This is a genomic window from Paraburkholderia sp. TE9906 (genome assembly GCF_056279605.1).
Map to the genome: position 1 here is coordinate 287,067 of NZ_JBWCCT010000004.1, position 14,613 is coordinate 301,679.

Here is a 14,613-nt window from a genome sequence, read left to right on the forward strand (position 1 = left end):
GTACGGCGCGGTTTGCGCATACGGTTCGCGTAGAACGCCTGCACGTCCATGCAGGTACGCTACGTTGCCGTTGCAAGCCAGGGCGCCGCGTTTGTCAGGAGCAGGCAATCATGTTCAACGCAGTGATCGATGCGCCATTCGGCAAGGTCGGCATTCGTGTCGAAGGCGAGGCCGTGCGCGAGATCGTCTATCTGCCGGATTCGGTGCGGAGCGTCGCGCCCGACACGCCGTTGGCGCGGCAAGCGGTCGAGCAGATCGAACGATATTTCGAGCAGCCGTCCGCGCGGTTCGAGTTGCCGCTGGCATCCGTCGGCACCACGTTTCAGCGGCGGGTGTGGCAGGCGCTCTGCGAAATTCCGCCCGGCGTCGTACTGACCTACGGACAGTTGGCGAGGCAGTTGGGCAGCGTGCCGCGCGCGGTCGGACAGGCTTGCGGCGCGAATGACTTTCCGATTGTGATTCCGTGTCATCGCGTGGTGAGTTCGAGCGGTATCGGCGGCTTCGCGCATCACGCCGAAGAGGGCTTCTTTCGCAACGTCAAGCGCTGGCTGCTGGCGCATGAGGGCATTCCGTACGCATGAGCGACATCACCGCAGACGGCGCGAGCGTCGTGTCACCTTCATCCGCTTCAGCACCGGAGTTGCTCGCGAGCCTGGCGTCGATCGATGTGTTCTGCGACGCGCTGTGGCTCGAACACGGCCTGTCGCGCAACACGCTCGATGCGTACCGCCGCGACCTGCGGCTGTTCTCGGAATGGCTCGCGGCGAGCCGCAACATGTCGCTCGATACAGTCGGCGAAGCCGAACTCAACGCGTACAGCGCCGTGCGGCAGCACGACAAATCGACCTCGGCGAACCGGCGTCTCTCGGTGTTTCGCCGCTACTACGCGTGGGCGGTGCGCGAGCATCGCGCGGCGGTCGATCCGACACTGCGCATCCGTTCGGCGAAGCAGCCGCCACGTTTTCCCTCGACACTCACCGAAGCGCAAGTCGAAGCGCTGCTCGGCGCGCCCGACATCGACACCGCGCTGGGCTTGCGCGATCGCACGATGCTGGAGCTGATGTACGCGAGCGGCCTGCGCGTCACTGAACTCGTCACGCTGAAGACGGTGGAAGTGGGGCTGAACGAAGGCGTGGTGCGCGTGATGGGCAAGGGCTCGAAGGAGCGTCTGATTCCGTTCGGCGAAGAGGCGCACGGGTGGATCGAGCGTTATCTGCGCGAGGCGCGCCCGGTGTTGCTCGGCGCGCGCGCCACCGATGCGCTGTTCGTCACGAGCCGCGCCGAGGGCATGACGCGCCAGCAGTTCTGGAACATCATCAAACGCCACGCGGCGGCGGCCGATGTGCACGCGCCTTTGTCGCCGCACACGTTGCGGCACGCGTTCGCCACGCACCTGCTCAATCACGGCGCGGACCTGCGCGTCGTCCAACTGCTGCTCGGCCACACCGATATCTCGACCACGCAGATCTACACCCACGTGGCCCGCGAACGGCTGAAGTCGCTGCATGCGCAGCATCATCCGCGAGGATGAGGCGCGCTTGCGTTCAGCGTGGCGCGTGCCGTTGCGCCTGCTTCAGACGAATTCACGCAGCCGGTGTTTGAGGATCTTGCCGGTCGAGGCGGCCGGCAGCGCGGCGAGCACCTTCAATTCGGCGGGCCGCTTGTACGGCGCGAGACGCTCGCCGCACCACGCGATCAAGTCGGCGGGCGTGACGGTCGCGCCCGCCGTCAACTCGACGAACGCGATCACTTCCTCGTTGCCCTCGACCGCGCGTCCGATCACCGCCGACTGTACGACTTGCGGATGCGCGTTCAACACATGCTCGACCTCGGCCGGATAGACGTTGAACCCCGAGCGGATGATCAACTCCTTGCTGCGCCCGGCGATATGCAGCGCGCCGTCCGCGTCCTGTCGCGCGAGATCGCCGGTCTTGAGCCAGCCGTCCGCGGTCACGGCCGCGCGGGTTTGCTCCGGACTGCGGTAGTAGCCGAGCATCACATTCGGCCCGCGCACCCATAGCTCGCCGATTTGTCCCGGCGCCGCGTCGACGCCATCGAGTCCGACGAACTTCACCTCGACGCCCGGAATAACCTCGCCGACCGAGCAGTCGCTGCGCGGCGCGTCGAGCATCGTGTGCGACACCGTGGGGCTGCTCTCGGTCATGCCGTAGCCGTTGTGCAGCGGCAGACCGTAGACGGCTTCGACCTGCGCCTTGAGCGCGGCGTCGAGCGGCGAGCCGCCCGAGTAGGCAAAGCGCAGGTGCGGCGCGGACCACGGAAGGCCACACGTCTGCAGATGGTCGAGCAGTTTGGCGTGCATGGCCGGCACGCCCTGGAAGATCGACACGCGTTCGTCGGCGAGGGCGCGGCGCACGGCTTCCGGCGCGAAGCGCGGTGCGAGCCGCAAGGTCGCGCCCGCGTGCAGGCTGCCGAGGCACACCGACGCGAAGCCGTACACGTGCGAGATCGGCAGCACGGCATAGACGACGTCGCCGGGACCGACCTTGCGCAGGCGGCTCGACACCGCGGCGATGTACAGCAGATTGCGATGCGACAGCATCACGCCTTTCGGCGCGCCGGTGGTGCCGGTGGTGTAGATCAGCGCGGCGCATTGGCGATGGTTCGCGGGTTCGACCGGTTCGGCTTGCGCTGCGCTGTCCACCGTGTACGACCATGCGCCGATGTCCGGCGTGATGGCCGGCGCGGCCGTCGCCTGGTGGCGCAGCGCGTGCTGCTGGGCATCGCCGGATTCCACCGCATACGCGACCATGCGAGGTTGTGCGTGCGCGCGGATCGCGTCGAGTTCGGCCGCGGACAGGCGGGCGTTCGACACCAGCGCCCACGCGTCGAGCCGCGCGGTTGCGAACAGCAGCACGATCTGCGCGATGCTGTTTTCCGCGACGATCATTACGCGGTCGCCGCCGCGCACGCCCCATGCGCGCAGCAGGTCCGTGACGGAGTCGACGGCTTGCAGCAGTTGTGCACTGGTCAACTGGCGCGCGTCCTCGATCAGGGCGATGTGCTGCGGATCGCGCGCGGCGGCGAGCGCCGGAATCTCGGCGATGCGCGCGGGCAGCGCGGCGAGCAGGGCGGGGATGTCGATTGTGGAACGGCTGGATGAATCGGGGTTCAACGTTGTCTCCTGTGTCGATCGGAGTTGGCGCTTTAGCGCTTACTCCGATCCCATGCCCCAAGGCGGTCGATCGGAGTTGGCGCTTTAGCGCTTACTCCGATCCCATGCCCCAGGGCGGTCGATCGGAGTTGGCGCTTTAGCGCTTACTCCGATCCCATGCCCCAGGGCGGTCGATCGGAGTTGGCGCTTTAGCACCTACTACTCCTCAGTCCCACGCAAAATAACTACTAAAAACGATTCGCCGCGCAGCATCAAATCCACGGCTACGACGACACCCAATATCCGAACGATCGTGCCACACCCGCATGGACCGCACAATTGGCCGTTCGGCAAATAGCCGTCGTGCAAACTCGCCATTACAATGCGCCGATGAGCAAATCCAGACACGTTTCCGAAACGCCGGCCACGCAGTTTCTGCGCCGCCACGGCGTCACGTTCGGCGAGCATCCTTACGATTACGTCGAGCACGGCGGCACGGCAGAGTCGGCGCGCCAGCTCGGCGTGGACGAGCATCATGTCGTGAAGACGCTCGTGATGGAAGACGAGCACGCGAAGCCGCTGATCGTGCTGATGCACGGCGACCGCACCGTCAGCACCAAGAACCTCGCCCGGCAGATCGGCGCGAAGCGCGTCGAGCCCTGCAAGCCCGAAGTGGCGAACCGGCATTCCGGCTATCTGATCGGCGGCACGTCGCCGTTCGGTACGCGCAAGCAGATGCCGGTCTATGTCGAGTCGAGCATTCTGGAAATGGACAGGCTCTGGCTGAACGGCGGCCGGCGCGGCTTTCTGGTCAGCATCGAGCCGACGGTGCTGACCGATCTGCTGGCGGCGAAGGCGGTGCAGTGCGCGAGCGTCGATTGACGTTTGCGCGAATGTTTTCCGGGCGGCCGCGTTCGGTAGAATATGCGCCGCTTTGTTCCGAGTTGCGTTACCTGTTGCGGTTGGAGTATCGAGTTTCAGACCGCTGATCCTTATAAGAGTCCCAGATGCAAAACCTGATCGTTGCTGTCGTTGCCTACCTGATCGGTTCGGTGTCGTTCGCCGTGATCGTGAGCGCCGCAATGGGCCTCGACGACCCGCGCTCATACGGCTCGGGCAACCCCGGCGCCACCAACGTGCTGCGCAGCGGCAGCAAGAAGGCGGCGATTCTCACGCTGATCGGCGACGCCTTCAAGGGCTGGCTGCCGGTGTGGTTCGTCGTGCACTTCGGCGCGCGCTATGGGCTGGACGAGACGTCGGTGGCGATGGCGTCGGTCGCGGTGTTTCTCGGCCACCTGTATCCGGTGTTCTTCCGCTTCAAGGGCGGCAAGGGCGTGGCGACCGCAGCGGGCGTGCTGCTCGCGATCAATCCGACGCTCGGCATCGCGACCTTGCTGACGTGGCTGATCGTTGCGTTCTTCACGCGTTATTCCTCGCTGGCGGCGCTGGCCGCGGCGGTGTTCGCGCCGCTTTTTTACGCGTTCCTGTTCGGGCCGCGCGTGATCGCGCTGGCGATCGTCGTGATGAGTTCGCTGCTGGTGTGGCGCCATCGCGGCAACATCGCCAAGCTGATGCACGGGCAGGAAAGCCGCATCGGGGACAAGAAGAAGGCGCCTACGCCGGCGGCGGGTAACGATCTTTGAGGGACGGATGGGGCGCGTGGAGGCCACACGTGTCGCGCTCCGATTGATCGCGGATCTCGCCTCATTTGGCCTGTCCGCAGGCCGCTCGCTGATGCCGCGCGGGCGGTGTGCGGGTGTTACGGGATTTCATTCGAGTTGCTCGCTGGCTCCGCCCAGGCAGTGCGCAGCGAGCGCGAAACCCGAGGCGCCCGGCTAGCCGGCAAGTTACGCGTACTCGTTGGGCGGCGCACGGGTAAGGCGGCCTCGGCGCGTAGGGCCCGCAAGCCCTGCGCGAGGTACACCTCGCGCTTGCCCGTTACTCATTGTCCGTTCTGCTCCCTTGGGCGCGTACCCGCGCCATTGAGACTCAGTCGCGGAAGTTGTTGAAGTCGAGCGGCGTATCGGTCACGTCCTTGCGCAGCATCGCAATCACGCTTTGCAGATCGTCGCGCTTGCCCCCGGTGATGCGCACCGCGTCGCCCTGAATGCTCGCCTGGACCTTGATCTTGCTGTCCTTCACGAGACGCACGATTTTCTTCGAGAGATCGCCGGACACGCCCTTCTTGATCTTGATGACCTGCTTGACCTTGTCGCCACCGATCTTCTCGATCTTGCCGTAGTCGAGAAAGCGCACGTCCACGTTGCGCTTGGCCATTTTCGACAGCAGCACGTCCTTCACCTGGCCGAGCTTGAAGTCGTCGTCGGCGTAGGCGGTGATTTCGTTTTCCTTATGTTCGACGCGCGCGTCCGACCCTTTGAAGTCGAAGCGCGTGGAAATTTCCTTGTTGGACTGTTCGATCGCGTTCTTGACTTCGATCATGTTCGCTTCGCAGACGACGTCAAACGATGGCATTGCATTCTCCCAATAGTGCTGCGGTGCGTGACGCGGCCGGTCGGCTGCGCACGGGGCACTCGCTATAATCACGAACCGGACGTCATTTTACCGACGCCACTCCCTTTTGCCCAAGACCGCCGCGCATTGTCGGGCGGCCGGGGCGCGATCTGGTCTCTTTCGCTGTTTCATTCTCCTCGATTCCGATGTCCCACTCCGATTCCGCCGCGTTCATTGCCGGCTATCCGCTGAAGGCACACAACACCTTTGGTTTCGATGTCCGCGCGCGGTTTGCATGCCGGATCGAGCACGAAGCGCAATTGATGGCGGCGGTGCGCGACGCCCGCGCGGGAGGACTGCCGCGCCTCGTGCTGGGCGGCGGCAGCAACGTCGTGCTGACCGGCGACTTCCCCGGGCTGGTGCTGCTGGTCGCGCTGCGGGGCCGCCGCGTCGTGCGCGAGGACGATGACGCATGGTACGTCGAGGCGGCCGGCGGCGAACCGTGGCACGAGTTCGTCGCGTGGAGTTTGTCGCAGGGATTGCCGGGACTGGAGAATCTCGCGCTGATTCCGGGTACGGTCGGCGCGGCGCCGATTCAGAACATCGGCGCGTACGGACTGGAAATGTGCGAGCGGTTCGCCTCGTTGCGCGCGGTGGAACTGGCGACGGGCGACGTCGTCGAGCTCGATACCGAGGCTTGTGGGTTCGGTTATCGCGACAGCTTCTTCAAGCGAGAAGGGCGTGACCGGTTCGTCATCACGTCGGTGACGTTCCGCTTGCCGAAGCTCTGGCAACCGCGCGCCGGTTACGCCGATCTGGCGCGTGAGTTGGCCGCGGGCTCGGAGCATGCCGCTGGCGGTGACAGGCCGCCGACCGCGCAGGCCATCTTCGATGCGGTGGTGGCGGTGCGGCGCGCGAAGCTGCCCGATCCGCTGGAACTCGGCAACGCCGGGAGCTTCTTCAAGAATCCAGTGGTCGACGCGGCGCAGTTCGACGCGCTGAAGAGCCGGGAGCCGGATGTCGTGTCCTATCTTCAGGCGGATGGGCGGGTGAAGCTCGCGGCAGGCTGGTTGATCGACCGATGCGGCTGGAAAGGCCGTGCGATGGGCGCGGCGGCCGTGCATGAGCGGCAGGCGCTGGTGCTGGTGAATCGCGGCGGCGCGAGCGGCGCGGAGGTGTTGGCGCTTGCCAGAGCGATCCAGCGGGACGTGCTCGAGCGATTCGGTGTGGAGTTGGAAGCGGAGCCGGTTTGTTTGTGACGCGGCGGCGCGGATAGCGGCCGACTGAGCTTGAGGCGCCGAAGTCTTGCTGCCAGCGCTCCCGGAAGTGGTTCGACGGTGCGCTGACGGACACTGAGTCGACTGGGCGCGTTGTGACTGGTTAGGCGGCACGCTGAAATGCAAAAAAGCGCCGGGAGTTTTCTCGCGGCGCTTTTTTATCGTCTGCGTTTGGATCAGGCCGCGCCTTCGGCGCTTGACTCCGCTCGCGCGAAATTAGCCTTCACCGAAACGCCCACCCTCAGCCACGCTGACGGCGCGCATTTTCCGCAATCCGCATACGCAGTGCATTCAACTTGATGAAGCCGCCGGCGTCCGCCTGGTTGTATGCGCCGCCGTCGTCGTCGAACGTAGCGATGGTCTTGTCGAACAGTGTTTCCTTCGAATCGCGCGCGACCACCGAGACGCTGCCCTTGTACAACTTCACACGCACCCAGCCATTGACCTTTTCCTGCGTGTGGTCGATCAGCACCTGGAGCGCGCGGCGCTCCGGGCTCCACCAGTAGCCGTTGTAAATCAGCGACGCGTAGCGGGCCATCAGGTCGTCTTTCAGGTGAGCGACTTCACGGTCGAGCGTGATCGACTCGATGCCGCGGTGCGCCTTCAGCATGATCGTGCCGCCCGGCGTTTCATAGCAGCCGCGCGACTTCATGCCGACGTAACGGTTTTCCACCAGATCCAGACGGCCGATGCCGTGTTTGCCGCCCAGGCGGTTCAGTTCGGTCAGCATTTCCGCCGCCGACAGACGCTTGCCGTTGATCGCGACCGGATCGCCGTGCTCGTATTCGATGTCGAGGTATTCGGCCTGGTCCGGCGCCTGTTCGGGCGACACGGTCCAGCGCCACATATCGGCTTCAGCTTCCGCCTTCGGATCTTCCAGGTGACGGCCTTCGAACGAGATGTGCAGCAGGTTCGCATCCATTGAATACGGCGCGCCGCCTTGCTTGTGCTTCATTTCGATCGGAATACCGGCCTTTTCCGCGTACGCGAGCAGCTTTTCGCGCGACAACAGGTCCCATTCACGCCACGGTGCGATGACCTTGATGCCCGGTTCCAGCGCGTAGTAACCGAGTTCGAAGCGAACCTGGTCGTTGCCCTTGCCGGTTGCGCCGTGCGACACCGCCTGGGCGCCGGTGGCGCGGGCGATTTCGATCTGACGCTTGGCGATCAGCGGACGCGCGATCGACGTGCCCAGCAGGTACTCGCCTTCATAGACCGTGTTGGCGCGGAACATCGGGAACACGAAGTCGCGCACGAATTCTTCGCGCAGGTCTTCGATGAAAATGTTTTCCTGCTTGATGCCGAGCTGCAGGGCCTTCTTGCGCGCCGGCTCCAGCTCTTCGCCCTGGCCGATGTCGGCCGTGAACGTGACGACTTCGGCGTCGTAATTGTCCTGCAACCACTTCAGGATGACGGAGGTGTCGAGGCCGCCCGAATAGGCGAGCACGACTTTCTTGATATCGCTCATGGTGAACTCGTAGCTGGAAAAAGCGGGAAAACAAGGCGCGCCGGCGGTTCCGGAGCGCGGAAAACCACTATTTTGACACTAAACCGCCGGGCGCCCGCGTTTTTGGGGCAGTGCGGTCATGCGGCCGGGTCCCGTTGCAACCGTGGACGCCGGCCCGATGCGCGGCGCGGACGTGGATGCCTTGCCTCGTAGTCGAGGCCCCGGCGCGCTTCACGCAGGTTTCACGCGAGTGCTGCAGAGGGTAAAAAAGCTCGCTCAGTGATTCAGCTTGCCGAGCAGCAGATATTCCAGCAACGCTTTTTGCACGTGCAGGCGATTTTCCGCCTCGTCCCACACGACGCTTTGCGGGCCGTCGATTACTTCCGCGCTGACTTCCTCTCCACGGTGGGCGGGCAGGCAGTGCATGAAGAGCGCGTCCGGGTTGGCGCGCGCCATCATTTCGGCGTCGACGCACCAGTCCGCGAAGGCCTTCTTGCGTGCTTCGTTTTCGGCTTCGAAGCCCATGCTGGTCCAGACGTCGGTGGTGACGAGATCGGCGCCCGCGCAGGCTTCGTTCGGGTCGTCGAATTCTTCGTAGAACGGCGCGCTTTCGGCGGCGACCATCGCGCGGTCGAGCTTGTAGCCCGGCGGCGTGGACAGGCGCAGCCTGAAGCCGAGGATCTGCGCGGCTTCGATCCACGTGTACAGCATGTTGTTGGCGTCGCCGACCCATGCGACCGTCTTGTCGCGAATCGGGCCGCGATGCTCGAAGTACGTGAAGATGTCGGCCAGCACCTGGCACGGGTGGTATTCGTTGGTCAGCCCGTTGATCACCGGCACGCGGGAATTTTCCGCAAAGCGCTGGATGATGTCCTGGCCGAACGTGCGGATCATGATGATGTCGACCATGCGCGAAATCACTTGCGCAGCGTCTTCGATCGGTTCGCCGCGACCGAGCTGCGTGTCGCGCGTGCTCATGAACACGGCGTGGCCGCCCAGCTGGAAGATGCCGGCCTCGAACGACAGGCGGGTGCGTGTCGAATTCTTTTCGAAGATCATGGCCAGCGTGCGATCGTGCAGCGGGTGGTAAGTCTCGTAGTTCTTGAATTTACGTTTCAGAATGCGCGCGCGTTCCAGCACGTACTCGTAGTCTTCCAGCGAGAAATCCTTGAACTGCAGATAGTGGCGAATTTTCTTGGCGGTCATGAAACAAATACGGCGGTCTCACCCGGCAGGATTGCCGGACGGCGCCGCCGTCGTTTGTGGTAACTCAATGCAGCATAAAGGATTTCGCCCCGTTTGACGAGTCGGCGAAAAGGCCGGGAAAGCTGTCTGAAAGCCTCCCGCCCCGGTCGGACGAAGCTTGTGTGCGCTGCGGAAAAAGGTCCGCTGCGCTATAATCTGGCGGTTCTCCCAAAGCCCGGCAGGCCGGAATCCGGCCTGCGGGACACGGCTCGCGCGGTTCGGAAAGCCTGCTCGCGGTGCGCCGTCATGACAAGCGACGAGGCTGCCCAGCCGGCCCGTGGCGGTTTCTGGTGGCGCGGCTCGCCATCGCGGCGTACAGCCGCGAATTCAGGCATTTGAAGCCGGCGCGTGCCGTCGGCTTTGCCGTCATCACGCTGGGCAGTTACACAGGTATTCCTACATGGCCGAAGCAGCTCCAACCGAATTCTTCATTCAGGGCATTACGTCGACCGGAAAGCGATTCCGGCCGAGCGACTGGTCGGAGCGGCTCGCCGGAGTGATGGCATGTTTTGGGCCGGGAGCGAAGAAGGGGCCGAACGCCTATATGCAGTACTCGCTGTACGTGCGGCCGACCATGATCGGCGATCTCAAGTGCGTGATTCTCGATTCGCGCTTGCGCGACATCGAACCGATGGCCTTCGACTTCGTGCTCAACTTCGCAAAAGACAACGATCTCGTCGTGACCGAGGCGTGTGAGTTGCAACTCGAGCATGCTGCCGTGCCGCAAGCCAAAAGACACGTGATATAGCGCAGGCGGCACCGGATCTGCAAAAGCAAAAAACCCGCAATTAGCGGGTTTTTTTGTGTGACGTCGGGGCGGCAGGGTGGCCCGGCAATCACAAGCGCGTCGCGCTGAAGCGTTGCGGACACGTGCGAATCGGTCTGTTTCAAGCAAAAAAGCCCGCCGAGGCGGGCCTTTCTGTGCAGCGGAAACAGGAGGTAGCCCACCGAAGCGGGCTGACCGGAATTACTGCGCTGCGGACGCTTGCAGACCCTTGAGGGCTGCAGCGAGACGGCTCTTATGGCGAGCAGCCTTGTTCTTGTGAACGATGTTCTTGTCGGCGATGATGTCGATGGTCTTCGACGATGCCTGGAAGATTTCAGCGGCCTTGGCCTTGTCGCCGGCGTCGATCGCCTTGCGAACAGCCTTGATAGCCGTGCGGAACTTCGAGCGCAGTGCCGAGTTGTGCGAGTTTGCCTTGGCGGCCTGGCGGGCGCGCTTGCGTGCTTGTGCGGAGTTAGCCATGACGGTTCCTTATCCTGTTCCTGTTTCCAGTACCTGACCTTCAAGTGGTGAGGTGCTGCTTTTAGATCCGAACTCTTGGAAGCGATTGCCCAAGAGCGCAAAAAGTGTCGAAAAAATCGATCGAACTACGCGAAGGCGGGCCTGGATTTCCGGCGATTCGAGGACGTTGCCAGGCGGCGTGGAGCCGACCTTGCCCATGTCCTTGAGCGCGTCCGAAAACTGAGCGAGCTTCGAAACCGGCGATTATAGCAACAAAATCAGGCACGTGGCAACGGGAATGCACGAGCGCGCCGCGCGGGCCTTTAGCGGGAAGGCTCGCGTCCTTCGGCGGCCATGGGTTGGCGAAAGTGGCGCGGCCGGTGCGACGCGAGGCCGGAATACGCGTTCCGGCGCGCGTTCGTGACGCACGGCACGACCCGACCCACTGCAAAAAAATGCGCCAATCAGCCGATCGGACCGAACGTCTGCGCAGCAAATCGGTCCGAATCGCGTTCCGGCTCGTCGTCCGCACTTGCGGCACCCGTATAATAAGCGCCCCATGAATCTAATCCGAGCCCTGCTGACGGTCAGCGGCTTCACGCTGCTGTCGCGCGTGACCGGACTGGCCCGCGAAACGCTGATCGCTCGCGCGTTCGGCGCCAGTCAATACACTGACGCGTTCTACGTCGCCTTCCGTATCCCCAACCTGCTGCGCCGCATTTCCGCCGAAGGCGCGTTCTCGCAGGCCTTCGTGCCGATTCTCGCCGAGTTCAAGAACCAGCAGGGCCACGACGCCACCAAGGCGCTCGTCGACGCCACCTCGACCGTGCTCGCGTGGGCGCTGGCGGTGCTGTCGGTGATCGGCGTGGTGGGCGCGTCGGGCGTGGTGTACGTCGTCGCCTCGGGTCTCGCGCACGAGGGCGAGGCGTACGCGCTCGCGGTCACGATGACGCGCATCATGTTCCCGTACATCATTTTCATTTCGCTGACCTCGCTGGCGTCGAGCGTGCTGAATACGTACAAGAACTTCTCGCTGCCCGCATTCGCGCCGGTGTTGCTGAACGTGGCATTCATCGTCGCCGCGGTGTTCGTCGCGCCGCGTCTGCAAACGCCGGTCTATGCGCTCGCGTGGGCGGTGATCGCCGGCGGCATCCTGCAATTCATCGTGCAGTTGCCGGGGCTGAAAAAGATCGACATGGTGCCGCGCATCAGCCTGAATCCGTTGCGGGCGCTCGCGCATCGCGGCGTAAAGCGGGTGCTGTCGAAGATGGTGCCGGCGATGTTCGCCGTGTCGGTCGCGCAGATCAGCCTCATCATCAATACGAATATCGCGTCGCGCATCGGGCCGGGCGCGGTGTCGTGGATCAACTACGCCGATCGGCTAATGGAGTTTCCGACTGCGCTGCTCGGTGTCGCGCTGGGCACGATCCTGCTGCCGAGCCTGTCGAAGGCGCACGTCGACGCCGACGCGCACGAGTATTCGTCGCTGCTCGACTGGGGTTTGCGCGTTACGTTCCTGCTGGCCGCGCCGAGCGCGGTCGCGCTCTTCTTCTTCGCGCAGCCGCTGACCGCCGTCCTGTTCAACTACGGCAAGTTCGACGGCCACTCGGTCGTGATGGTGAGCCGTGCGCTGGCCGCTTATGGCGTCGGGCTGATCGGTCTGATCCTGATCAAGATTCTCGCGCCCGGCTTCTACGCGAAGCAGGACATCAAGACGCCGGTGAAGATCGGCGTCGGCGTGCTGATCGCCACGCAATTGAGCAACTACGTGTTCGTGCCGCTTTTCTCGCATGCGGGCCTTACGCTGAGCGTCGGGCTCGGCGCTTGCGTCAATGCGTTGCTGCTGTTTGTCGGTCTGCGCAAGCGCGGCATTTATATGCCGTCAGGCGGCTGGCTCAAGTTTTTCGTACAGTTGTTCGGCGCCTGTCTGGTGCTGGCCGGCACGATGCGTTGGCTGGCGATCAATTTCGACTGGATCGCCATGCATGACCGGCCGGTCGACCGGATGGTGCTGCTAGGCGCGTGCCTCGTGCTGTTCGCCGCGCTATATTTCGGTATGCTTTGGCTGATGGGCTTCAAGTACGCGTATTTCAAAAGGCGAGTGAAGTGATCACGATGACGCGGGTTCTCGACTATTTCAGCACGCTCGTCGCCGAAGACGACAGTCTTCCACTGACCGAGGCGGCGCTCTCGCTCGCGCAGGACGCTTACCCCGATCTCGATCTGCAAGCCACACTGGCCGAGATCGACGAACTGGTGGTGCGTCTGCAGCGCCGCATGCCGGCCGACGCCGACATCAGACAGAAGCTCGGCGTTCTGAACCGGTTCTTCTTCCGCGAGCTCGGCTTTGCCGCCAACCTCAACGACTATTACGATCCCGACAACAGCTATCTGAACGCGGTGCTCAAGCGCCGCCGCGGCATTCCGATTTCGCTCGCGGTGCTGTATCTGGAGATGGCCGAGCAGCTCGGCATTCCGGCGCGCGGCGTGTCCTTTCCGGGGCACTTCCTGCTGCGCGTGACGACGCCCGACGGCGAAGAGATGCTCGATCCGACCACCGGCCAGTCGCTGACCGAAACGCAGATGGTCGAGATGCTGGAGCCGTATGTGGCGTCGGCGGGCGAGTCGGTGAGCCGGGCGCTGCGCATGCTGCTGCAGCCGGCCACGCGCCGCGAGATCATCGCGCGCATGCTGCGCAATCTGAAGTCCACCTATCTGCAGACCGAGCGCTGGCAGCGCTTGCTGGCGGTGCAGCAGCGTCTCGTGATCCTGCTGCCGGACAACATCGAAGAGGTGCGCGATCGCGGCTTCGCGTACGCGCGGCTCGATTACCTGCGCCCCGCGCTCGAAGACCTCGAAAGCTATCTGGGCGACCGGCCGGATGCCGAGGACGCGACGGTGGTCGAGTCGCAGTTGCATGAGCTACGCCAACGCACTCAACACGACGATCGCGAATAGCGCCCTGCCGCTTTAAAACAGAACGCCCGCACATCAATCATGTGCAGGCGTTTTTTTTCGGGCATGCCGCATCAGGCGGCAGGTGGGCGCGTCGTTACTTCGGCTGCATGCGGATGGCGCCGTCCAGGCGAATCACCTCGCCGTTGAGCATCGGATTATCGAAGATCTGTTTGGCCAGCATCGCGTATTCGGCCGGTTTGCCGAGGCGCGGCGGGAATGGCACCATGGCGCCGAGCGCGTCCTGCACTTCCTGCGGCATGCCGAGCAGCATCGGCGTTTCGAAGATGCCCGGTGCGATCGTCATCACGCGAATCGCGTTGCGCGACAGGTCGCGAGCGATCGGCAACGTCATGCCGACCACGCCGGCTTTCGATGCCGCATAGGCCGCCTGGCCGATCTGGCCGTCGTACGCGGCCACGGATGCCGTGTTGATGATGACGCCGCGCTCGCCATTCGCGTTCGGCTCGTTCTTTGACATTGCCGCGGCGGCGAGCCGGATCATGTTGAAGGTGCCGATCAGATTGATCGAGATGGTGCGTGCGAACGAGTCGAGCGGATGCGGGCCGTCCTTGCCGACGGTCTTGACGGCTGGCGCTACGCCAGCGCAATTGACGAGACCGCGAAGCGTGCCGAGCTTCGTTGCGGCTTCGACGGCCTGGATCGCGTCGTCTTCGCGGCTCACGTCGCATTTGACGAACACGCCGCCGAGTTCTTTGGCGAGCGCCTCGCCGGCATCCTGATTCAGGTCGGCGAGCACGACCTTGCCGCCGTTCTCGACGAGCAGGCGCGCGGTGGCGGCGCCAAGACCCGATGCACCGCCGGTGATCAGGAACGCATTGTCACGAATCTCCATGTCTACTCCTTTGCTACGGTTGTCCAGTCGTCTTTCGATCGA

The 14,613-nt window shown here is 63.9% G+C and carries 14 protein-coding genes; 8 read left to right on the forward strand and 6 right to left on the reverse strand.

Annotated features, from left to right (window positions below; genetic code table 11):
- The first annotated feature begins 110 nt into the window (after window positions 1-110).
- Together ACZ9H4_RS12215 and xerD are read left to right on the forward strand one after the other, a co-directional pair.
- The gene (locus tag ACZ9H4_RS12215) at window positions 111-581 is read left to right on the forward strand and encodes a methylated-DNA--[protein]-cysteine S-methyltransferase (protein WP_408140577.1); all 471 of its coding nucleotides are present in this window, start codon (window positions 111-113) and stop codon (window positions 579-581) included.
- Entirely contained in the window at window positions 578-1,531 is a 954-nt protein-coding gene (gene xerD, locus ACZ9H4_RS12220; RefSeq protein ID WP_408152415.1) for a site-specific tyrosine recombinase XerD, read from the forward strand. Before ACZ9H4_RS12215 ends, xerD begins: the two co-directional genes overlap by 4 nt.
- A gap of 42 nt (window positions 1,532-1,573) precedes the next feature.
- Here the strand turns inward: xerD and ACZ9H4_RS12225 are convergent, their stop codons facing one another.
- Window positions 1,574-3,133: a class I adenylate-forming enzyme family protein gene (locus tag ACZ9H4_RS12225; protein WP_408323575.1), complete on the reverse strand. Its 1,560-nt coding sequence runs from the start codon at window positions 3,131-3,133 to the stop codon at window positions 1,574-1,576.
- 369 nt (window positions 3,134-3,502) lie between these two features.
- Here ACZ9H4_RS12225 and ybaK point away from each other — a divergent pair, with 369 nt between their 5' ends.
- Window positions 3,503-3,994, forward strand: coding sequence for a Cys-tRNA(Pro) deacylase (ybaK, locus tag ACZ9H4_RS12230; RefSeq protein WP_408152419.1), 492 nt, complete (start codon window positions 3,503-3,505; stop codon window positions 3,992-3,994).
- 125 nt (window positions 3,995-4,119) lie between these two features.
- Window positions 4,120-4,755, forward strand: a complete 636-nt coding sequence (gene plsY / locus ACZ9H4_RS12235; RefSeq protein ID WP_476119159.1) for a glycerol-3-phosphate 1-O-acyltransferase PlsY — start codon at window positions 4,120-4,122, stop codon at window positions 4,753-4,755.
- Window positions 4,756-5,101: 346 nt separating this feature from the next.
- On the opposite strand, the gene ACZ9H4_RS12240 is transcribed toward plsY, so the two are convergent.
- Window positions 5,102-5,587, reverse strand: coding sequence for a YajQ family cyclic di-GMP-binding protein (locus ACZ9H4_RS12240; protein WP_007180572.1), 486 nt, complete (start codon window positions 5,585-5,587; stop codon window positions 5,102-5,104).
- A gap of 185 nt (window positions 5,588-5,772) precedes the next feature.
- Here ACZ9H4_RS12240 and murB point away from each other — a divergent pair, with 185 nt between their 5' ends.
- On the forward strand, window positions 5,773-6,825 hold the full coding sequence (gene murB / locus ACZ9H4_RS12245) for a UDP-N-acetylmuramate dehydrogenase (protein ID WP_476119160.1): 1,053 nt from the start codon (window positions 5,773-5,775) through the stop codon (window positions 6,823-6,825).
- 259 nt (window positions 6,826-7,084) lie between these two features.
- Here the strand turns inward: murB and ACZ9H4_RS12250 are convergent, their stop codons facing one another.
- Both ACZ9H4_RS12250 and argF read right to left on the reverse strand, forming a co-directional pair.
- A complete protein-coding gene (locus ACZ9H4_RS12250; protein ID WP_408152422.1) occupies window positions 7,085-8,311 on the reverse strand; it encodes an argininosuccinate synthase in 1,227 nt (408 codons plus the stop codon).
- A 255-nt stretch (window positions 8,312-8,566) separates the two neighbouring features.
- A complete protein-coding gene (gene argF, locus ACZ9H4_RS12255; RefSeq protein ID WP_408140591.1) occupies window positions 8,567-9,496 on the reverse strand; it encodes an ornithine carbamoyltransferase in 930 nt (309 codons plus the stop codon).
- A gap of 439 nt (window positions 9,497-9,935) precedes the next feature.
- On the opposite strand from argF, the gene ACZ9H4_RS12260 reads away from it, so the two are divergent.
- Entirely contained in the window at window positions 9,936-10,283 is a 348-nt protein-coding gene (locus tag ACZ9H4_RS12260; protein WP_168665907.1) for a DUF3579 domain-containing protein, read from the forward strand.
- A gap of 219 nt (window positions 10,284-10,502) precedes the next feature.
- Here the strand turns inward: ACZ9H4_RS12260 and rpsT are convergent, their stop codons facing one another.
- The gene (gene rpsT / locus ACZ9H4_RS12265) at window positions 10,503-10,781 is read right to left on the reverse strand and encodes a 30S ribosomal protein S20 (protein WP_408140593.1); all 279 of its coding nucleotides are present in this window, start codon (window positions 10,779-10,781) and stop codon (window positions 10,503-10,505) included.
- A gap of 538 nt (window positions 10,782-11,319) precedes the next feature.
- On the opposite strand from rpsT, the gene murJ reads away from it, so the two are divergent.
- Together murJ and ACZ9H4_RS12275 are read left to right on the forward strand one after the other, a co-directional pair.
- Window positions 11,320-12,870, forward strand: a complete 1,551-nt coding sequence (gene murJ, locus ACZ9H4_RS12270; protein WP_408140595.1) for a murein biosynthesis integral membrane protein MurJ — start codon at window positions 11,320-11,322, stop codon at window positions 12,868-12,870.
- 5 nt (window positions 12,871-12,875) lie between these two features.
- The gene (locus tag ACZ9H4_RS12275) at window positions 12,876-13,718 is read left to right on the forward strand and encodes a SirB1 family protein (protein WP_408140928.1); all 843 of its coding nucleotides are present in this window, start codon (window positions 12,876-12,878) and stop codon (window positions 13,716-13,718) included.
- Window positions 13,719-13,812: 94 nt separating this feature from the next.
- On the opposite strand, the gene ACZ9H4_RS12280 is transcribed toward ACZ9H4_RS12275, so the two are convergent.
- Entirely contained in the window at window positions 13,813-14,571 is a 759-nt protein-coding gene (locus ACZ9H4_RS12280; RefSeq protein WP_408140596.1) for a 3-hydroxyacyl-CoA dehydrogenase, read from the reverse strand.
- Window positions 14,572-14,613 lie beyond the last annotated feature (42 nt).

Coding starts and splice junctions, on each gene's coding strand:
- ACZ9H4_RS12215 (WP_408140577.1), top strand. CDS start 111: ATGTTCAACGCAGTGATCGATGCGCCATTCGGCAAGGTCGGCATTCGT.
- xerD (WP_408152415.1), top strand. CDS start 578: ATGAGCGACATCACCGCAGACGGCGCGAGCGTCGTGTCACCTTCATCC.
- ybaK (WP_408152419.1), top strand. CDS start 3,503: ATGAGCAAATCCAGACACGTTTCCGAAACGCCGGCCACGCAGTTTCTG.
- plsY (WP_476119159.1), top strand. CDS start 4,120: ATGCAAAACCTGATCGTTGCTGTCGTTGCCTACCTGATCGGTTCGGTG.
- ACZ9H4_RS12240 (WP_007180572.1), bottom strand. CDS start 5,587: ATGCCATCGTTTGACGTCGTCTGCGAAGCGAACATGATCGAAGTCAAG.
- murB (WP_476119160.1), top strand. CDS start 5,773: ATGTCCCACTCCGATTCCGCCGCGTTCATTGCCGGCTATCCGCTGAAG.
- ACZ9H4_RS12250 (WP_408152422.1), bottom strand. CDS start 8,311: ATGAGCGATATCAAGAAAGTCGTGCTCGCCTATTCGGGCGGCCTCGAC.
- argF (WP_408140591.1), bottom strand. CDS start 9,496: ATGACCGCCAAGAAAATTCGCCACTATCTGCAGTTCAAGGATTTCTCG.
- ACZ9H4_RS12260 (WP_168665907.1), top strand. CDS start 9,936: ATGGCCGAAGCAGCTCCAACCGAATTCTTCATTCAGGGCATTACGTCG.
- rpsT (WP_408140593.1), bottom strand. CDS start 10,781: ATGGCTAACTCCGCACAAGCACGCAAGCGCGCCCGCCAGGCCGCCAAG.
- murJ (WP_408140595.1), top strand. CDS start 11,320: ATGAATCTAATCCGAGCCCTGCTGACGGTCAGCGGCTTCACGCTGCTG.
- ACZ9H4_RS12275 (WP_408140928.1), top strand. CDS start 12,876: ATGACGCGGGTTCTCGACTATTTCAGCACGCTCGTCGCCGAAGACGAC.
- ACZ9H4_RS12280 (WP_408140596.1), bottom strand. CDS start 14,571: ATGGAGATTCGTGACAATGCGTTCCTGATCACCGGCGGTGCATCGGGT.